Annotated in this window: 11 protein-coding genes; 1 reads left to right on the top strand and 10 read right to left on the bottom strand. The window is 66.3% G+C overall.

Annotated features, from left to right (window positions below):
- The first annotated feature begins 4 nt into the window (after positions 1-4).
- Positions 5-2,140 (top strand): TonB-dependent siderophore receptor, encoded by a 2,136-nt coding sequence (locus tag ABWW33_RS17015; RefSeq protein ID WP_353402952.1) that lies wholly within the window; start codon positions 5-7, stop codon positions 2,138-2,140.
- Here ABWW33_RS17015 and ABWW33_RS17010 read toward each other — a convergent pair.
- The 10 genes from ABWW33_RS17010 to ABWW33_RS16965 form a co-directional block, all read right to left on the bottom strand.
- Positions 2,137-2,859: a hypothetical protein gene (locus ABWW33_RS17010; protein ID WP_353402951.1), complete on the bottom strand. Its 723-nt coding sequence runs from the start codon at positions 2,857-2,859 to the stop codon at positions 2,137-2,139. The two genes, ABWW33_RS17015 and ABWW33_RS17010, sit on opposite strands and share 4 nt — an antisense overlap.
- Positions 2,856-3,380, bottom strand: a complete 525-nt coding sequence (locus ABWW33_RS17005; protein WP_353402950.1) for an AAA family ATPase — start codon at positions 3,378-3,380, stop codon at positions 2,856-2,858. Before ABWW33_RS17005 ends, ABWW33_RS17010 begins: the two co-directional genes overlap by 4 nt.
- Entirely contained in the window at positions 3,377-4,033 is a 657-nt protein-coding gene (pnuC, locus tag ABWW33_RS17000) for a nicotinamide riboside transporter PnuC (protein WP_176651750.1), read from the bottom strand. Before pnuC ends, ABWW33_RS17005 begins: the two co-directional genes overlap by 4 nt.
- Positions 4,033-6,174 (bottom strand): S46 family peptidase, encoded by a 2,142-nt coding sequence (locus ABWW33_RS16995; protein WP_353402949.1) that lies wholly within the window; start codon positions 6,172-6,174, stop codon positions 4,033-4,035. The genes pnuC and ABWW33_RS16995 overlap by 1 nt, the downstream gene beginning before the upstream one ends.
- Before the next feature lie 38 nt (positions 6,175-6,212).
- On the bottom strand, positions 6,213-7,964 hold the full coding sequence (locus tag ABWW33_RS16990) for a sensor histidine kinase (protein ID WP_353402948.1): 1,752 nt from the start codon (positions 7,962-7,964) through the stop codon (positions 6,213-6,215).
- A gap of 1 nt (position 7,965) precedes the next feature.
- Entirely contained in the window at positions 7,966-10,518 is a 2,553-nt protein-coding gene (locus tag ABWW33_RS16985; RefSeq protein WP_353402947.1) for a chemotaxis protein CheB, read from the bottom strand.
- 124 nt (positions 10,519-10,642) lie between these two features.
- Positions 10,643-12,079 (bottom strand): efflux transporter outer membrane subunit, encoded by a 1,437-nt coding sequence (locus ABWW33_RS16980; RefSeq protein ID WP_353402946.1) that lies wholly within the window; start codon positions 12,077-12,079, stop codon positions 10,643-10,645.
- On the bottom strand, positions 12,076-15,396 hold the full coding sequence (locus ABWW33_RS16975; RefSeq protein ID WP_353402945.1) for an efflux RND transporter permease subunit: 3,321 nt from the start codon (positions 15,394-15,396) through the stop codon (positions 12,076-12,078). The genes ABWW33_RS16980 and ABWW33_RS16975 overlap by 4 nt, the downstream gene beginning before the upstream one ends.
- Positions 15,393-18,512 (bottom strand): efflux RND transporter permease subunit, encoded by a 3,120-nt coding sequence (locus ABWW33_RS16970; RefSeq protein WP_353402944.1) that lies wholly within the window; start codon positions 18,510-18,512, stop codon positions 15,393-15,395. The genes ABWW33_RS16975 and ABWW33_RS16970 overlap by 4 nt, the downstream gene beginning before the upstream one ends.
- Positions 18,509-19,849 (bottom strand): efflux RND transporter periplasmic adaptor subunit, encoded by a 1,341-nt coding sequence (locus ABWW33_RS16965; protein ID WP_353402943.1) that lies wholly within the window; start codon positions 19,847-19,849, stop codon positions 18,509-18,511. Before ABWW33_RS16965 ends, ABWW33_RS16970 begins: the two co-directional genes overlap by 4 nt.
- Positions 19,850-19,955 lie beyond the last annotated feature (106 nt).

Here is a 19,955-nt window from a genome sequence, read left to right as displayed (position 1 = left end):
GACAATGTACAACCCAAAATTCGCAGTATCCACCATCGCCCTCGCGGTGTTGCAGGCTTTTCCTGGCGCCGCCATCGCCGAAACCGCCGCCGACCAGCCCATGACGGAAGTGGTGATCACCGCCGCCAAGGCGCAGGCCACGCGCGCCTCCGTCGCCGGCTTCTCCAACGCGCCGCTGCTGGAAACGCCGGCCTCGGTCAGCGTGCTGACCGCCGAGCAGATGCTGGACCTGCAGATCCGCTCCACCACCGACGCCGCCAGATACGACGCCAGCATCAGCGACGCCTACAACGCGGTCGGCTACTCGGAACAGTTCTCGATCCGCGGCTTCAAGCTCGACAACGCCTCCAGCTACCGCAAGGACGGCATGGCCATCCCCGGCGACACCCAGATCCCGCTGGAAAACAAGGAGCGTCTGGAAGTGCTCAAAGGCCTGTCCGGCCTGCAGGCAGGCGTGGCCGCGCCCGGCGGCATCGTCAACTACGTCACCAAGCGCCCGACCGATACGCCGCTGCGCACGGTGGTGCTGGAAGAGCGCGAGCGCGGCACCGTCTATGGCGCCGTCGACCTGGGCGGCCGTTTCGAGGACACCCGCTTCGGCTACCGCATCAACGCCGCCGCCGAGCGCCTGCGCTCCTACATCAAGGGCGCCGACGGCAACCGCAAGTTCGTCTCGGCCGCCTTCGACTGGCGCATCTCGCCGCAGGCGCTGCTGCAGGTCGATGCCGACTACCAGAAAAAATCGCAGACCACCGCTCCCGGCTTCCAGCTGCTGAACAACCTGACCCTGCCCAATATCGAGGCGGACAACATGCTGAACAACCAGCCGTGGAGCCGTCCGGTGGAGACCACCAGCAGCAACGTCGGCGCGCGCTTCGAATACAAGTTCACGCCCGACTGGAGCACCACGCTCAGCGCCAACCAGCACACCTTCAAGCGCGACGACTACACCGCCTTCCCTTACGGCTGCGGCGCCCAGGACCTGTATCCCGGCTTCTGCGGCAACGGCGACTACGACGTCTACAACTACATCAGCCTGGGCGAGAAAAAATCGCCGCTGACGGTGCAGGCGCTGGTCCAGGGACGTTTCGCCACCGGCTCGCTGAAGCATGAGTTCACCGGCGGCGCATCGCTGTTCAAGAACAGCGAAAAATGGGGCGACTACCTGTACGACCTGTCGGGCACCAGCAATATCTACCATCCTGTGGTGGTCGCGCCGGCGCCCGGCACCAGCGGTCCGGTTTCCGAACGCCGCCGCGACAACGAACGGGCCGTGTTCGCACAAGACATCCTGAGCCTGACCGGGCAGCTCAAACTGCACGCGGGCGCGCGCTACGTGCAGGTCAAGCGCGACGAATACGTCGGCACCGACGACAACGGCGTGGTGCTGCCGTACGCGCACACCGACGTCGGCTTCTGGCTGCCGAACGTGGCGCTGGTATACAGCGTGCGTCCCAACGTCTCCGTCTACGCATCGTATGCGCAAGGCCTGGAGCATGGCGGCGTGGCGCCTATCGGCACCGGCAACGAACGCCGCGCGCTCGATCCGGGCAAATCCAGGCAGGTGGAGCTGGGCATCAAGGCCGACATCCGCCAGGACCTGAGCGCCACCGTGGCGTTGTTCCAGATCCGCAAAGGCCTGGAATACACCGACGCGCAGAACTTCTATGTGCGTAACGGCCAGGCGCAGAACCGTGGCCTGGAGGCGGCGTTGAACGGACGAGTGACGCGCGACCTGACGGTGGGCGTATCGGCCACCGCGCTCAACACGCAGCAGCGCGACACCGGCAACGCAGACATGGACGGCAAGCGGGTGACCGACGTCGCCGCCTTCAAGTCGTCCGTGTACGCGGATTATGCCGTACCGCAAGTGGCGGGCCTGAAGCTGGGCGCCAACTGGCAGTACTCGGGCAAGAAGGCGTTCGACGCGGCCAACACGGTGTTCGTGCCGGCCTACCATGTGCTGAACCTGAGCGGTTCGTATGCGACGCGCGTGGCCGGCATGGCCACCACCTTCCGCGCCGGCATCGACAATGCGCTGGACAAGTTCTACTGGCGCGACGTCACGCCGGACCTGGGCGGCTACCTGATGCCGGGTGCATCGCGCACCTTCCGCGTCTCGGCGCAGCTGGACTTCTAGAAAATGAGCTGCGCGCGCATCGAGAAGCTCTTCGCTGCGCGCGCCGAATTCCTGCCGATCAGGTAGGCGAATTCATACTTCAGTTCCTGCTTGCCGATATCCACATGGCCCAGCACCGCCGGTCCCGCGCGGTGCGACTGCTGCCGGTAAGGCAGCCAGTCATTCCATTTCCCCACTTCGCCGAAGGCCTGCACGCCGGGCTGGAACCACGGCTTCCAGTGATGCTTGACCTGCAGCTGGTAAGTCAGCTCCAGCGGATGCTCGCCGCCGCCCTCGACCCGGACGTCGCGCTGGAAGAACAGGTTGGCGTTGAATTGCGTGCGGCCGATTTCCGTCTGCAGCACCGGCCCCGCTTCCAGCGCATAACCGTCGGCGCTGTCGCGTGCCTTGGTGACCTTGGTGTGCAGCGCCAGGTCGAAATCGTACTGGCCTTGCGTCAGCATGAAGTCGTTCTGCCAGGCGGTTTCCGCCCATTTTTTACCGCCGCCGTTGAACTGGAACCACTGCGCGTACAGCTCCGTGTACCAGCGCGACGTCACGCCGTAGCCGAAACCGATTTCCGGCGCTGCGGTGGTAAATCCCTTGTAGTGGGCGTTCCAGTATTTGTAGTCGATGGACGCCTGGCCTTCCACATCGTAGGTGGAAACCAGGTAGTAGCCGGTATCGGCCAGCGCCAGCGGGGACGCCAGCATCAATAACGCCGCCAGCCGCCTTTTCATAAATGTTTTTCCACCCAGGATAAGCGTTGATCGAGTTCACCCGACACCAGCAGATAGGGTATCCCACGCGCGGCCAGTTCGTCCAGCAGCATGCGATAGATGATGGCGGTGACTTCCTCGCTGTCGCGCTGCAGGCCGTCGGCCACCCAGGGAATATCCGGCGAGGCCACCAGCGTCATGGCGTAATCCTGCGGATGGCGGTCCGCCAGCGGCGCCAGCTGGTCGTCGATGCCGCCGAAATAGTGGCGGCTGTAGACCGCCGTCATCAGCGGCGCGGTGTCGCAGAAAAGATATTTGTTGGTTCCGCCACTGGCTGCGGCCGCGTCCTCGCGGTCGCGCTGGGTGGCGGCGATGTGGAACTGGTCGGCGGCCACCGGCACCCTGCCCTCGGTGTCGACAAACTCGCGCAGGTATTCGGGCACCCACAGCGTCTGGTGACGCATGGCCAGCGTCTCGGCCAGCGTCGATTTGCCCGACGACTCGGGGCCGAGTATCGCCACGCGCAGCGGCGGCGCGTTCATTCCAGCGCCATGCGCCGGCCGGCGCCGCCGTCCGCACCCTGGCCGTCTTCGCTCCAGGCGCGCAGGCCGATCACCGCCATGCCGACGAAGACCGCGTACAGCACCGCTGTCAGCATCAGGTGCTTGTGCAGGTATAGCGCCACGTACAGCACGTCGACGATGATCCATACATGCCAGTTCTCGATCTTTTTACGCGACAGCAGCAGCTGTCCGACCAGGCTGCCGGCGGTCAGGAAACCATCGGCGTTCGGCACGTCGGTATCGGTGTACGACTTGAGGAACCACGCCAGCAGCGCGAAGCCCACCAGCCAGCCGGCGGCGGCGCTCCAGCGGCCGCGCGCATTGAGCGCGGTGACGGGCAGCCGGTCATGGCTGTCGTCGCCGTGCAGCCACTGGTACCAGCCATAGAAGGACACCGTGATGAACACCAGTTGCAGGCCCATGTCGCCATACAGGCGCGAGCCGAAAAACACCAGGCCGTAGGTGACCGACGAGATGATGGCGAACAGCCAGCCCCAATGGCTCTGGCGGATGTTCAGCCACACCGTGGCCACCGACAGGATGAAGGAGACCAGTTCCAGCGGAGTCGTGACGAAGCCCGCCAGGTGCCAGGGCGTATTCGCGTAACCTAATAGAACCGATAGCTCGTTCATTATTTTTTTTGCGCCGGGTATTTGATGGTCATCTCCTTGAGCACGTTATCAGCGTGATCCACTTCGCTCATGATCCACAACATATAACGGATATCCATGTGTATGGCGCGGGTGATATCGCGGTCGAAGTACCAGTCCTTGGTGATGGACTCGTAGGTCGAATCGAAATTCAGGCCGATCAACTCGCCGTTCCTGTTCATCACCGCCGAGCCGGAGTTGCCGCCGGTGGTATCGGCGCTGGTCAGGAAATCGACCGGCACGGTACCCAGCACCGGATCCTTGAACTGCCCATAGCGCTTGGCCTTGATCGCATCGAGCAGCTTTTGCGGCGCGTTGAACGGGTCCTTGCCGGTATGCTTCTCGACGATGCCTTCGACCGTGGTGAACGGGCCCTTGGTGATGCCGTCCTTCGGCGAGTACGGCGACACGGTGCCATAGGTCACGCGCAGCGTCGAATTCGCATCAGGATACACCGGTTTGCCCTGCGACTTCTTCCACGCGATCACAGCCTGCATGTATTGCGGGATCACGCGCTCCAGATTGCCGTCCAGTTCCTTGCGGCGCTCCTTCAGCGACTCGGTCACATCGTCCAGCTTGACGGCCAGCTGCAGGAAGGCGTCGTCCGAAGCGGCGATGGCGGCGGCATCCTTGCCCACCCACGCCAGGCGCCTGGCGGTATCGCCCAGTTCCGTCTTGCCGTACATCGCCGGCACCGCGTCAACCGCCGGCAGCAATGCGTCCATGCCGGCTACGTGCATGGACTTCGGCAGCCTGGCGTAGCGCTGCAGCGCGGCCGCGAAGCGCGCCTGGTCGACGCTGCCCACGTAAGACTGCTCCAGACGGTTCAGGCGGGCCTTGATAAAGGTCAGGTCGCGCTGCTGGTAGCCGCTTTCCCGTTCCGCGTCCGGCTTGGCGTTTTCGCGCGCCAGGCGGTACAGCGTGGCGGCGCTTTTCAGCAGGTCGCCGGTGGTGGCCACGCTGTAGCCGAATTCCTCGTCGGCCAGCGCGATGTCGGCGGCGATCGCCGCGTCCAGTTCCGCCAGCAGCGTTTTCGACACGCCCGGCTGCTTCGCATACCACGCGCGGAACTCGGCGTCCTGCACGTCCTTGATGGCGGCGATGTCCTTGCGCGCAAAGCCGTCCAGCAGGCCCTGGGTTTTCTTCATCACGTTGTTCATGCTCTTGTCGACGCTGGCATAGCGCACGGCGGCGGCGGCATTGCCCTTGACCGCGGCGGCGATCACGTCCAGGTCGGCCTGGATCTCGGCCACCTTGGCCGGATAGGCGCTGTCGCGCGCGGCGCGGATTTCCGATGGCAGCTTGTAGCGGCTGGTGCGCCCCGGATAGCCGGCCAGCAGCACCGGATCGCCGTTCTTCAAGCCGGCGGCCGACACCACCAGGAAGTCCTTCGAGTGGTAAGGCACGTTGTCCGGCGACGGGTCGGCCGGACGGCCGTCCTTGCCCACGTAGGCGCGCAGGAAGGAATAGTCGCCGCCCTGGCGTGGCCACTCGTAGTTGTCGATGTCGCCGCCGAAGTTGCCGATCATGTCGGCCGGCGCGTACACCAGGCGCACGTCGCGTATCATCATCTGGCGGATGCGGTAGTACTCCAGGCCGCGATGGAAGGCCGGCACCGAGCAGCGGTAGCTCTTGTCGGCCTCGCATTCGGCGATCAGCGCCTTGACAGCTTTTTCCACCGCGTCGTGGCGCTGCTTGCCGCTCATCGAGGCGGTCACGCCCTTGAGCACGCGGTCGGTGACGTTTTCCACCTTGTCGGTCACGTAGACCAGCGTGTTCGGGCCGCCCGGCAGCTCTTCGGCGCGGGTCCTGGCCAGGTAACCGTCGACGATGTAGTTATGTTCGGGGGTCGAGTTGCGCTGGATCGCGCCGTAGGCGCAGTGGTGGTTGGACACCACCAGCCCGTCGGGCGAGACGAAGGAGGCCGAGCAGCCGGGCAGCGCGACGATGGCGCTCATCGGGTGCTTGGACAGGTCCGCCAGTTTTTCGGCCGGGATCGCGATGCCGACGCGTTTCAGTTCGGATTTCAGTTGCGGCAGCTGGTACGGCTGCCACTGGCCTTCGTCGGCCTGTGCCGCTGCGGCGCTGATCAGCGCCATCGGCAGTACTAGATATTTTAACAAGAGCGCCCCCAGGATAAATGCTGGCGGCAGTATATGCCTTATGCGAGGTCCAAGTCTATTGTCAGCGTACAACCTCCGCCCGGCACGTAGAGGCCCAGGTCCAGGCTCCCGCCCAGCGCGGCCACCCGCTGCGCCATGCCGATCAGGCCGAAGGACTCGCTCTTGCCGCGATGCTGGGGCGCGAGGCCGATACCGTTGTCGGCGATGGTGAGGCGCAGGCGGCCGCCCTGCTCCGCCAGCGCGATGTCGACCCGGCTGGCGCCGGCGTGACGGCGCACATTGCTCAGCGCCTCCTGCAGCGCGCGGAACAGCACGATCTCCATCTCGGGCTTGATGGCGACGAACACCGGCTCGGAGGGAAGCATCAGCGTGCACGCCAGGCCGCTGCGCTTGCGGAACTCGCCGGCCTGCCATTCCAGGGCCGCCTGCAGGCCCAGGTCCAGCACCGCCGGCCGCAGCTCGTTCATGATGCCGCGCACGTTGCGGATGGTGGTGTCGACGTTCTCCAGCACCGCTTCGACGCGGTTGTGCAGCCGCACATGGCGCTCGCCGGTGCGCGCGCTGAGCATCGAGACGTCGATGCGCAGCGCCATCAGGTTCTGTCCCAGCTCGTCATGGATGTCGCGGGCGATGCGCGTGCGCTCGTCTTCCTTGACCGTTTCCAGATGCTCGGCCAGCTTGCGCAGCTGCTCGCGCGATTCCTGCAGGTCGGCCTCGGCGCGCTTGCGCTCCGCCACCTCCTGCGTCAGGCGCAGGTTGGCCTCGGTCAGCGCGGCGGTCCGCTCGACCACGCGCGCATCGAGTTCGCGCGACAATTGCAGCAGCGCCGCCTCCGCCTGCTGGCGCGCGGTGATATCCGAGAACACGCCGATGAACGCATTGATGCCGCCATGCTCGTCGCGTATCACCGTCAGCGACATGTGCGCCACGTACGGCGTGCCGTCGCGCCGCTGGTTGTACACCTCGCCCTGCCATTTTCCGTAGGCGCGAAGGCAGCGCATCGCCTCCGCATGGTAGCCGGCCGCATGGGCGCCCGGGCGCCCGAGGAAGCGTGGATTGCGGCCCAGCACCTCCTCCACCGGGTAGCCGGTCAGGGCGGTGAAGGCGGGATTGACGGAGACGATGTTGTTGTCGGCGTCGCACACCAGCACGCCCTCGCCTATGCTGTCGAGCACCTGGAAGGCGCGCCTCCGCGCCGCCTCGCGCCGGTCGGCCGTGCCCATGTCGGTCAGGATCACCCGGCACCTGCGGGCCTCGGCATCGAGGTTGGCTTCGATGTGGACCTGGCGCGGCTCGGCCGGCGCGCCTGTGACAGCGCCGGCATGGCGGTCGAACAGCGGCACCTCCAGCACCGCGCGCGCGCCATGCTCGAACAACTGCCGCAGGAACAGCCGCAAGGCCGCCTGCGCTTCCGGCGCGACGAATTGTTCGAAGCGCTTGCCCGGCAATTCCTCGCGCGGGCAAGCCAGCAGCTCGCTGGCCGCATGGTTGGCACGCAGCACGCGGCCCTCGACATCGAGCGACAGGTAGCCGGCCGGCGCCTGGTCGTACAGCATGGCGTAGCGGTCGCGTCCCGCTTCGGCCTGGTCGCGCTCGGCCTGCAGTTCGAGCAGCGCAGTGTTCTGCATGTCCAGCTCGATCTGGCTGACCTGCAGTTCATGCCAGCGCCTCAGCTCATCGCTGTCGGCGTCCGCCGACGTCAGCTGGGCGGTCGGCAGCGCCGATACCGTCAGCTCGGCGATGCGCCGCAGCTGGACCGGATCGAGTTCGGGACGCGGTCGCCTTGGCATGCTAGTCCTCGCCCTTTTGCATCGACCGCAGCTGCGCCTCCAGCTGTTTCGATTCGGTGATGTTGATGAAGGTGACCACCACGCCGTCGATGACATTCTCCACCGTCCGGTAGGGCATGATGCGCACGGTGTACCAGCCGCCGTTGCGGGTCGGGATCTGGCGCTCGCGGAACACCAGCGTGCGCAGCACCTCCCGCGCGTCCGCCTCCAGGTCCGGGTACTGCAGGTCGTTGACGATGTCGCTCAACGGGCGGTTTACATCGCCGGGGATCAGCTTGTAGATCTGGGTGCTCTGGTCGGTGAAGCGGCGGATGCGCAGCGCGCTGTCGAGGAAGATGGTGGCGACGTCGGTGCTGTTGAGCAGATTCTTCATGTCGCCGTTGACCAGCGACAGGTCGTCGACCTTCGATTGCAGCTCGGCGTTGACGGTGTACAGCTCCTCGTTCAGCGACTGCATCTCCTCCTTGGAGGTGGTCAGTTCCTCGTTGGTCGACTGCAGCTCCTCGTTGGTCGACTGCAGTTCCTCGTTGGCGGACTTGAGTTCTTCGCGCGAGGCCTGCATCTCGTCGCGCACCGCCTGGATCTCCAGCCGCGCCTGCGCCAGCTGCTGCTCCAGCTCCAGCACCTGCGGATTGCTGGAGCGCGGACGGCGCTTCGCCGGCGGCAGCGGCACGGTGGCAAGGGTCAGCAGCACGGTGCCGGCCAGGGAGCCGCCTTCCGTCATGGACTCGGCGGTCAGGTCCACCGCCTGCGAGGGCTTGCCCTTCTCGTCGCGCTGGATCAGACCGCGCACCGCGATCATGTCGCTGGACTGCGAGGCCCGCTTCAGCAGGTCGGCCAGCTCGTGCCGCAGGCTGTCGCGCGCCATCGCGTGGATGTTCCAGTTGGCCTTGCCGGCGGCCGGCTCCAGATAGGCGCCGGTGCGGCCGTGGATGTACAGGATGTCGCCATTCACGTTGAGCAGCACGGCGGCCGGCGCATGCTTCTTGAGCAGCATCTGCTCGACCTGGGTTTGAAGATTACCGTTCATGGAAGGATCACTGGGTTCGCTGGCTGGAGGAATCGACACGCTGCTGACGCGCGTAGGAAAATAATTGGCGACACGATGAATCGAGGCGTCGAGCCGCCGGTAGATGCGGCCCGCGCCGCTGGTCGGCGCGAACAACTCGTTGAAATGGCCGGGAGTATCGGCGCTGCCCAGCATCAGCAGCCCACCGGTCTTCAAGGCGTAATGGAACAGCGGTATCAACTGTTCCTGCAGCTTGGCCGTGAAATAGATCAGCAGGTTGCGGCAGCACAGTATATCGAGCTTGGTGAACGGCGGGTCGGAAATGATGTTCTGGCGCGCGAAGATGATGGTGTTGCGCACGTCCTTGCGGACGCGGTAGCCGCCCTTCTCGGCCGGCATGAAGTAGCGCTGCAGCAGCGCCGGGCCGACGTGCTCCTCGATGCCGGCGCCGAACACCCCCTGGCGTGCCCGCTCGATGGCGTCGTCGTCGAGATCCGTGGCGAAGATCTGCAGCGTGTACTGCGCCGCCGGGCGCAGCTGCTCCAACACCTCGTTGAAGGCGATCGCCAGCGAATACGCCTCCTCTCCGGTCGAGCAGGCAGGCACCCAGGCCTTGAAGGCGGCGCCGTTCGGATGATCCGCCAGCAGTTGAGGCAATGCCGTCGCCATCAGGTAGTCCCACACCTTGGGATCGCGGAAGAAGTTGGTGACGCCGATCAGCAGCTCCTTGAACAGCAGCTCGACCTCGATCGGGTTGTTGTGCATGAAGCCGACATATTCGGGCAGCGAGGCGCACTGGCACAGCTTCATGCGGCGGTCGATGCGGCGCAAGACGGTACTGAGCTTGTAGTCGGAAAAATTGGCGCCGGTCTGCTGGAGCAACAACTGGAACAGCTGTTGCAGCGCGTCGCGCTGCGCGGTGGCCTGGGCCGGCAGGCCCGCGTTCTGCGTGTCGCGCCAGGAAACCACATGCAGCGCCATGTCTGTCGGCAGGGCCACGACATCGACCACGCCGGCTGCGATGGCGTTGGCAGGCATCGGATCGAAGCGCGCCGACGACGGCAGCTGGGCCAGCGTCAGCCCGCCGGCATCGCGGATCGCGGCCAGGCCCAGCGTGCCGTCCGAGCCCATGCCGGAAAAAACGATGCCGACCGCCTTCTCGCCGCAGCGCGCCGCCAGCGCCAGGAAGAAGTTATCGATCGGCAGGCGGTGACCGCGATCGCCCGCCGGCGGCAGCACGGCGAAACGCTCGCCGTCGAACCCCAGATCGCGGTTGGGCGGGATCACGTAGACGTGATTGGCTTCGACCGCCATGCCGTCTTCGACTTCGCATACCTTCATGCGGGTGACACGCTGCAGCAACTCGGGCAGCATGCCTTTGTGGAGCGGATCGAGGTGCTGCACGACGACATAGGCACAAGCGCTGGCCGGCGGCACGCTGGCGAGGAATTCGCAGATCGGATCGAGCCCGCCGGCGGACGCGCCGACGCCGACGACCGCGATCGTCTCATCGGCAGCAGCAATGGGGGCGGCTTGTTTTGTCATCGTGGCGCGGCAACCTACCGGAGCGACCCCGCACTGGCGACCAGGCGTTTCGGGAAAGTAGTCTTTGTTTACATCTTGCCAGAAGATTATACAAAGGTCACGCCCAAAAACCAAGCGTACTCGGCTATTCGCCCGCAGCGCGCCAGCCACCGCCCAGCGACTGGATCAGCGCAACCGCCGTGGTCTGCCGGTCGGCCTGTGCCTGTACCAGCGCGCGGCGCGCGGCCAGCGCGGTGTTTTGCGCCGTCACCACGTCGCTGTAGCTGACCTGGCCGGCGCGGTAGCGGTTGAGCATCTGCGCCTCGACCTGGTCGGACGCCTCGGAGGCCAGCTTGCGCAGGTCCTGCTGCTGGGCCAGCGCGCGGGTGGCGGCCAGCTGGTTTTCGACGTCGGCAAACGCCGCCAGCACGGTCTGGCGGTACTGGGCGATGGTGGCGTCGCGCTGCGCCACGGCGCCGCTGACGCGGGCCTTGGTGGCGCCGGCGTCGAACAGTGTCTGCGCGGCCGACAAGCCCAGCGACCACAGGTTGTTGGAGGCGTTGAACAAGCCGCCGGTCGAGCTGGAACCGTAGCCGAAGGAGCCGGTCAGGTTCAGGCTGGGGAAGTAGGCGCTGCGGGCGACGCCGATTTGCTCGTTGGCGGCGGCCACGCGGCGCTCGGCCGAGGCGATGTCCGGACGGCGCTGCAGCAGCGTCGACGGCACGCCGGTCGGCACGTCGGGCACCACCACTTTCCACGGCGCCGGCGGCAGGCTGAAATCGCTGGCGGCCTTGCCCAGCAGGACGGCGATCGCGTGTTCCAGCGTGGCGCGCTGGCGGACCAGCGTCACCTGGTCGATGCGGGCGTTGGCCAGCTGGGTTTGCGCCTGCAGCAGGTCCGACTTGGCGGCGATGCCGGCGTCGAAGCGGTTCTGCGTGATCTGCAGCACGCGCTCGTAGCCTTCGGTGGTGGCGTCCAGCAGCGCCTTCTGGGCGTCGGTCTGGCGCAGCGAGAAGTAATTGGTGGCCAGCTCGCCCTGCGCCGACAGGCGCGCGGCGGCCAGGTCGGCGGCGCTGGCCTGCAGGCCGGCCTTGGCGCCGCTGGCGCCGGCGCGCAGCTTGCCCCAGACATCCGGCTCCCAGCTGCCGCCGATGTTGGCGCGGTAGGCGTTGCCGGTCGGCGTGTTGCCGCCACCGCCGGAGCGGTTGGCGCTGGCGTTCAGGTCGAAGGTCGGGAACAGCGCGGCGCGCTGCTGCTCGACCAGCGCGCGTGCTTGCGCGTAGTTGGCGACGGCGGCGGCGACGTTCTGGTTCGACACTTCGATGCTGTCGGCCATCTGGTTCAGCAGCGGATCGCCGAACAGCTGCCACCAGGGACCGCGTTCCAGCGTGTCGGCCGGCGCGGCGGCGGTCCAGCCGGCGGCGGCCTTCTCGGCGTCGGTGGCGGTTTCCTTGTAGGCCGCCGGCTGCGGCGTGGACGGCAGCTGGTAGGCCGGGCCGACCGCGCAGCCGCTGGCCAACAGCGCGGCCAGCACGGACAGCGCGATCGGTTGATAACGTGGGGATGGTGCGTATTTGCTCATGGTGTGCTCGGCGATTCGCTGTGAATGCGGCTTAAATGTTGTTCGGACGGGCTGCGGCGGCGCAGCTTGTCCATCAGGATGTAGACCACCGGCGTGGTCAGCAGGGTCAATACCTGGCTGGCGATCAGGCCGCCGATGATGGCGACGCCCAGCGGCTGGCGCAACTCCGAGCCTTCGCCGAAGCCGATCGCCAGCGGCAGCGCACCCAGCGCCGCGGCCAGTGTCGTCATCAGGATCGGGCGGAAGCGCAGCAGGCAGGCCTCGCGCACCGCCTCGACGGGAGACAAGCCACGCGAGCGTTCCGCCTCCAGCGCGAAGTCGATGATCAGGATGGCGTTCTTCTTGACGATACCGATCAGCAGGAAGATGCCGATCAGCGAAATGGTGGAGAACTCCATCTTGAAGATCAGCAGCGCCAGCACCGCGCCCACGCCCGCAGACGGCAGCGTGGTCAGCACCGTCACCGGATGCACCAGGCTTTCATACAGGATGCCGAGCACGATGTAGATCACGACGATGGCGGCCAGGATCAGCAGCGGCAGCGACTTGTTGCTGTCCTGCGCGGCCTTGGCCGAGCCCTGGAAGCTGCCGCGCACATTGTTCGGCATGCCGATTTGCGCTTCGGCCTCCTTGATCTGCTGGGCCGCGTCGGACAGGCTCTTGCCCTCCTGCAGATTGAAGGCGATGGTGGTCGCCAGTTCGCCGTCCTGGTGGTTGATCGAGGTCGGCGCCGAGCTTTCTGCGAACGACGCCAACGTCGACAAGGGCACCATCGTCGTGGCCTGGGTGCTCAGCGCCGAACCGGACGACGCATCCCTGACCGCCGGCGCGGCGACGTTGGCCGGCGTGGCGTTGGCGGTGTTGGTGCTCGTGCCGCTGGTCGTGCCGGTGGTGCTGCCGGTCGTACCGGTGGTGCCGGTGGCCGCCACAGTCACCGCCACCGGGGCGCCGTTGGGATTGCTGGCGCTAGGAGCAGGCAGGCCTTTCGACGGCACGTACACGTCCTTCAGCGCTTCCGGGCTCTTGGCGAACTCGCGCGGCACTTCCATGATGACGTGATACTGGTTCAGCTCATCGTAGATGGTGGCGACCTGGCGCTGGCCAAAGCTGTCGTACAAGGCGTTGTCGACGTCGCGCGCCGACAGGCCCAGGCGCGAGGCGCTGCTCTTGTCGATGGTGACGAAGGTTTCGACGCCGTTGTCCGCCTGGTCGGTATCGACGTCGGTCATCGCGGGCTGCCCCTTCATCGCCTCGGCCAGACGGCTGGCCCACTTCTTCAAGTCGGCCTGGTTGTCGCTCTTCAGCGTGTACTGATAGTTGGAATTGGCCTGGCGGCCGCCGGCCCGCAAATCCTGCACGGGACTGAGGAACAGGCTCACGCCGGTCACCCTGGCCAGCTTGGGCCGCAGGCGCGCGATCACGGCCTGCCCCGCCACCGTGCGCTGGTTGGCCGGCTTCAGGTTGATGAACATGAAACCACCGCCGGCGCGGCGGCCGCCGGTAAAGCCGACCACCGTGGCCACGTCCGGATCGTCCTTGATGATATTGACCAGCTGGCGCAACTTGCCTTGCATGGCCTGGAACGAGATACTCTGGTCGGCGCGGATGCCGCCGTTGATCTGGCCCGTATCCTGCTGCGGGAAGCCGCCCTTCGGTATCGCCGCGAACAGGTAGAAGTTCAGGCCGATCACGAACACAAGGCTCAGCATCACCAGCCACACGCTCGACAGCGCCCAGTCCAGGCTATGTTCGTAAGTCTTCAGCACCATGTCGAAGCCGCGCTCGAAGAAGCGGGCAATGCGGCCCGGCGGCTTGGCATGGGTGTGGCCCGGCGTCAGCAGCCAGGCGCACATCATCGGCGTGGTGGTCAGCGAGACCACCAGCGAAATCATCACCGCGGCCGACAGCGTGACGGCGAATTCCTTGAACAGCGCGCCGAACTGGCCGCCCATGAACAGCAGCGGAATGAACACGGCGATCAGCGACAGGCTGATCGACAGCACGGTGAAGCCCACCTCGCGCGCGCCCAGCAGCGCCGCCTCGAAGCGGTCCATGCCGGCCTCGATGTGGCGGGTGGTATTTTCCAGCACCACAATCGCATCGTCGACGACGAAGCCGGTGGCCACCGTCAGCGCCATCAGCGACAGGTTGTTCAGGCTGAAACCCAGCAGATACATGGCGCCAAAAGTACCCAGCAGCGACACCACGGTCGCCACCGCCGGCACGATGGTGGCGCGCACGCTGCGCAGGAAGGCGCTTACCACCAGCACCACCAGCAGGATGGAGATGATCAGCGTGATCTCGATTTCGTGCAGCGAGGAGCGGATCGAATTGGTGCTGTCGCTGGCGACGTCGATCTTGATGTCGGACGGCAGTTGCGCCTGCAGCTGCGGCAGCTGCGCGCGCACGCTGTTGACGGTTTCGATGACGTTGGCGCCGGCCTGCGACCGCAACACGACGATGATCGCCGGCTGGCCGTTGAACAGGCCCAGGTTGTTCTGATCTTCGACGCCATCGACCACTTCCGCCACATCCTGCAGGCGGATCGCGCTGTTGTTGCGCCAACCGACCACCAGCTTGCGGTAGTCGGCTGCGCTGCGGCCGCCGCTGGCGTTGGCCGATACGGAATAAATCTGCAGCCGGCGTCCGTTGCCCTGCAAGGCGCCGCGCGGACGATTGGCGTTGGTGGCCTGGACCGCCGCGCGCACGTCTTCCATCGACAGGCCGTAGCGGTTCAGCGCATATGGATTGAGCTCCACGCGCACGGCCGGCAGCGAGCTGCCTCCCAGCTCGACGTCGCCGACGCCGGTCACTTGCGACAGGCGTTGCAGCACCGTGTTGGAGACGGCGTCGAAGATCTGGCCCGGCGTGCGGGTGTGCGACGTCAGCGCCAGGATCATGACCGGGATGCCGGAGGTGTTGGCCTTGCGGTAGGTCGGGTTGCTGCGCAGCGTGGCCGGCAGGTCGACGCGGCTGGCATTGATCGCCGCCTGCACCTCGCGCGCGACCGAGTCGACGTTGCGGTTCAAGTCGAACTGCAAGGTGACGCTGGACGAACCGGTGTTCGATTGCGACGTCATCTCGTTGACGCCGGCGATCACGCCGAGGTGGCGCTCCAGCGGCGTCGATACGCTGGTCGCCATCGTCGACGGGCTGGCGCCCGGCAGGTTGGCGTTGACCGAGATCACCGGGAAGTCCACCTGCGGCAGCGGCGCCACCGGCAGCACGAAGAACGCGCCGATGCCGGCCAGCGCCAGGCCGCAGGTCAGCAGGACCGTGGCGATCGGGCGTTTGACGAATGGCGACGACAGATTCACAGCGCACCACCTTCAGGCTGCATCGGCGGCTGGGCCGGCGGATTGGCGGTCTTGCGGCCGAAGCGCCGCGCCAGGCTGTCGAAGCCGAGGTAGATCACCGGCGTGGTGAACAGGGTCAGCATCTGGCTGACGATCAAGCCGCCGAAGATGGCCAGGCCCAGCGGGCGGCGCAATTCGGCGCCCTCGCCCCAGCCCAACATCAGCGGCACGGCGGCAAACAGCGCGGCCAGCGTCGTCATCAGGATCGGACGGAAGCGCAGCAGCGCCGCCTGGTGGATCGCCTCGCGCGGCGGCTTGCCCTGCTCCCGCTCCGCCTCGATGGCGAAGTCGATCATCATGATGGCGTTTTTCTTGACGATACCGATCAGCAGGATGATGCCGATGATGCCGATCACGCCCAGGTCCTGGCCGCTGACAAGCAGCGCCAGCAAGGCGCCGACGCCGGCCGACGGCAGCGTCGACAGGATCGTCAGCGGGTGGATATAGCTTTCATACAGCACGCCCAGCACGATGTAGACGCAGATCACGGCGGCCAGGATCAGCCACAACTGGTTCGACAGCGACGCCTGGTAGGCGCCGGAAGCGCCGAGGAAGGTCATCGTCACCGAGGCCGGGAACTTGATCTCGGCGGCGGCCTGCTTGATGCTGTCGACCGCGGTGCCGAGCGAGACGCCCGGCGAGGTGTCGAAGCCCAGCGTGGTGGCGGGATACTGCGCCACGTGGGTAACCTGCAGCGGCGCCGCGCGCTCGGTGATGGTGGCCACCGCCGACAGCGGCGTCGCCTTGCCGGAGCCGGTGCGTATCTGCAGGTTGCCCAGGTCGGACGGCGTGGTGATGTCGTCGCGGCGCGCTTCCAGGATCACGCGGTACTGGTTGGTCTCGGTGAAGATGGTCGAGACGATGCGCTGGCCGAAGGCGCTGTACAGCGCGTCGTCGATGGAGGCGGCGGTGATCGACATGCGCGAGGCGCTGTCGCGGTCGACGCTGACGTAGGCCGCGTTGGCGCTGGCGCCGACGTCGGACACCACGTTGCGCAGCTCATGCTTGGTGCGCATCTGCTCCGCCAGTTTGTTCGCCCACAGGTTGACGGTGGCGTTGTCCGCCCCTTCGATCGACACGCGGAACTGGGTCGGGCCGGATTCGGCGTCGATGGTCAAGTCCTGCGTCGGCTGCAGGTACAGCGTCAGGCCGGCGATCGTGGACACGCGCTGGCGCAGGCGGTCCATGGTTTCCTGCTGGCTGCCGATGCGCTTGTGCTTCAGGTTGATCAGCATGCTGCCGGTATGAAGCATGGTGTTGTTGGCGGCGTCCACGCCGACCACGGAGCTCAGCGTGCCGACGTCCGGATCTTCCAGGATCAGGCGCGCGGCCTGCTGCTGCAGGTCCGCCATCTTGGCGTAGGAAACGGCCTTGCCGGTTTCCAGGCGGGCTTGCAGCTGGCCCGTGTCCTGCGTCGGGAACAGCCCTTTCGGGATCACCACGTACAGCAGCACCGTCAGCGCCAGCGTGGCCAGCGCCACCAGCAAGGTCAGGCCGCTATGGTTCAGCACCCAGGTCAGCGAACGGTCGTAGTGGCCGATCACCCAGTCGAAGAACTGCTGGAAGCGTTTGGCGAAGCGGCTCGGCTTTTCCTCGGCATGGCTCTTGAGCCAGCGCGCCGACATCATCGGCACCAGCGTCAGCGAGACCACGGCGGAGATCAGGATGGTGATCGCCAGCGAGATCGCGAATTCGCGGAACAGGCGGCCGACCACGTCGCCCATGAACAGCAGCGGAATCAGCACGGCGATCAGCGACACCGTCAGCGAGATGATGGTGAAGCCGATCTGCGTGGCGCCTTTCAGCGCGGCGGCCATCGGCTCTTCGCCTTCTTCGATGTAGCGGGCGATGTTCTCGATCATGACGATCGCGTCGTCGACCACGAAACCGGTGGCGATGGTCAGCGCCATCAGCGACAGGTTGTTCAGGCTGTAGCCCAGCAAATACATGACGCCGCAGGTGCCGATCAGCGAGATCGGCACCGACAGGCTGGCGATGACGGTGGCGCGCAGGCTGTGCAGGAAGGCGAAGATCACCAGCACCACCAGCACCACGGCCAGCATCAGTTCCATCTCCACGTGTTCGACCGAGGCGCGGATGCCGGTGGTGCGGTCGCTCAGCACCTCGACGTGCATCGCGCCGGGCAGGCCCGCTTGCAGTTCCGGCAGGCGGGCCTTGATCGCGTCCACCGTGGCGATGACGTTGGCGCCGGGCTGGCGCTGCACGTTGAGGATGATCGCCTGCTTGTTGCCGGACCATGCGCCCAGCTCGACGTTTTCGGCGCTGTCCTTGACGACGGCGACGTCGGTCAGGCGCACCGGGGCGCCGTTCTTGTAGGCCAGGATCAGTTCCTTGTAATCCTTGGCCGTCACCAGCTGGTCGTTGGCGTTGATGCTGTAGGCGCGGGTCGGGCCGTCGAAACTGCCCTTGGCGCCGTTGGCATTGGCGGCGGTGATCGCGGTGCGCAGCGTGTCCAGGCCCAGGCCGTAGGACGCCAGCGCGTTGGTGTCCGCCTGGATCCGCACGGCGGGGCGCTGGCCGCCGCTGAGCGTGACCAGGCCGACGCCGGAGACCTGGCTGATCTTCAGCGCCAGGCGGGTGTTGACCACGTTCTGCACCTCGGTCAGCGGCATCGTGTCCGAGGTGATGGCCAGCGTCAGCACCGGCGCGTCGGCCGGGTTGACCTTGGCGTAGACCGGCGGCGCCGGCAGGTCGGTCGGCAGCAGCGAGGCTCCGGCGTTGATGGCGGCCTGCACTTCCTGCTCGGCCACGTCCAGCGTCTGGCCCAGGCCGAACTGCAGCGTGATGATGGAGACGCCGGCGGCGCTGGTGGAGCTCATGCGCTGCAGGCCGGCCATCTGGCCGAACTGGCGCTCCAGCGGCGCGGTCACGGTCTGGCCCATCACCTCAGGACTGCCGCCGGGGTACAGCGTCTGCACCTGGATGGTGGGGAAATCCACCTGCGGCAGCGCCGACAGCGGCAGGAACTTGAAGCCGACGATACCGGCAAGGACGATCGCCAGCATCAGCAGCGATGTCGCTACCGGACGCTGGATGAATGGTGCTGATGGACTCATTGTTGTGCCGCGCCTTGTTCTTTGCGGTGACGACGTTCGCCCGGGGCCGGCGCGGAAGCGCCATCGGCCGCGGCGCCACCGTTGGCGCCGTGGCGGCCGCCGCCAGCGCCGGGCAGCGTGACTTTCGAACCTTCCTTCAGGCGGTCCGCGCCTTCGGTGATCACCTGCTCGCCCGCCTGCACGCCGGTGGCGATCTGCACCTTGTCTACCGTGGCCTGGCCGCGCGTGATCGGGCGGATAGTGACGGTCTTGTCGGCCTTGAGGATGTAGACGAAATCGCCATTCGTGCCGTGACGCACCGCCGTCACCGGCACCATGATCGCATCCTTGATGGTGCGCAGTTCCAGCCGCACGTTGACGAACTGGCTCGGGAACAGCGAGAACTTGGCGTTGGCGAAGCGCGCCTTGGCTTTCACCGTGCCAGTCTGCACGTCGACCTGGTTGTCCATCGCCGAGAATTTGCCGTTATCCAGCGCATTGGTGCGGGTGCGGTCGAGCGCGATCGCGTTCAGCGACGCGCCGTCGTTCACCTGGCGCATCACGCCCGGTACGCTGTCCTGCGGGACCGAGAATTCCACGTCGATGGGCGACAGCTGGGTAATCACCGCGATGCCGTTGGCGTCGCCGGAACCCACCAGGTTGCCGATGTCGACCACGCGCAGACCCACGCGACCGGTGATCGGCGCGATGACCTTGGTGTAGCCCAGATTCAGCTTGGCCGTGCCTTCCTGCGCGCGGTCGGTCATGACGGTGCCTTCCAGCTGCTTGACCAGGGCCGCCTGCGTATCCACGTCCTGGCGGGCGATCGAGTCCTGGCCCAGCAGCGTGCGATAGCGGTTCAGCGTCAGCTTGGCGTTTTCCAGCTGTGCCTCGTCGCGCTGGCGTTGGCCTGAAGCCTGCAGCAGCGCCATTTCGAACTGGCGCGGATCGATCTGCGCCAGCACCTGGCCAGCCTTGACCATCTGGCCTTCCTTGAACAATACGCTCTGCAGGATGCCCGACACCTGCGGACGCACGGTGGTGGTGGCTGCTGCCGTCACGGTGCCCAGCGCTTCCAGCGTGACCGGGATGTCGGCCTTTTCCGCCGTCGCCACGCCGACCGTGGTGGTAGGGCCGCCGCCGCGGCGACCGGCGCCGCCAGGACCGCCAGGCCCACCGGGGCCGCCCGCGCCGGGAGGGCCGCCGGCACCGGTGCTTGCCGGCTGGTGTGTCAGATACCAAGCCAGCCCACCCAGTCCCGCCATGGCGGCGACGGCGATGACGCTGCCGACGATCCTGGAACGGCGGCTGCGCTTCGGTGGGGTGGCAGTCTGGGCCGGCTTGACTTGTGTGTCCATCTTTGTCCTTTTTAGGCGTGCGTGCCCATGGCAAAAACACCATGGCGATCAATCCGTGGACTCTAGCACAGGGCCCGCGCCGCTGTCAGTTAACCCGCCCACGCCG

It is taken from the genome of Duganella hordei (genome assembly GCF_040369125.1).
GTDB classification, from domain to species: domain Bacteria; phylum Pseudomonadota; class Gammaproteobacteria; order Burkholderiales; family Burkholderiaceae_D; genus Rugamonas; species Rugamonas hordei.
This window is presented reverse-complemented; position numbering and strand designations above follow the sequence as displayed.

What these genes read in the sequence shown, in the direction of transcription:
- ABWW33_RS17005 (WP_353402950.1), bottom strand. Translation starts at nt 3,380, where the DNA reads ATGAACGCGCCGCCGCTGCGCGTGGCGATACTCGGCCCCGAGTCGTCG.
- ABWW33_RS17010 (WP_353402951.1), bottom strand. Translation starts at nt 2,859, where the DNA reads ATGAAAAGGCGGCTGGCGGCGTTATTGATGCTGGCGTCCCCGCTGGCG.
- ABWW33_RS17015 (WP_353402952.1), top strand. Translation starts at nt 5, where the DNA reads ATGTACAACCCAAAATTCGCAGTATCCACCATCGCCCTCGCGGTGTTG.
- pnuC (WP_176651750.1), bottom strand. Translation starts at nt 4,033, where the DNA reads ATGAACGAGCTATCGGTTCTATTAGGTTACGCGAATACGCCCTGGCAC.
- ABWW33_RS16990 (WP_353402948.1), bottom strand. Translation starts at nt 7,964, where the DNA reads ATGCCAAGGCGACCGCGTCCCGAACTCGATCCGGTCCAGCTGCGGCGC.
- ABWW33_RS16970 (WP_353402944.1), bottom strand. Translation starts at nt 18,512, where the DNA reads ATGAGTCCATCAGCACCATTCATCCAGCGTCCGGTAGCGACATCGCTG.
- ABWW33_RS16965 (WP_353402943.1), bottom strand. Translation starts at nt 19,849, where the DNA reads ATGGACACACAAGTCAAGCCGGCCCAGACTGCCACCCCACCGAAGCGC.
- ABWW33_RS16985 (WP_353402947.1), bottom strand. Translation starts at nt 10,518, where the DNA reads ATGACAAAACAAGCCGCCCCCATTGCTGCTGCCGATGAGACGATCGCG.
- ABWW33_RS16980 (WP_353402946.1), bottom strand. Translation starts at nt 12,079, where the DNA reads ATGAGCAAATACGCACCATCCCCACGTTATCAACCGATCGCGCTGTCC.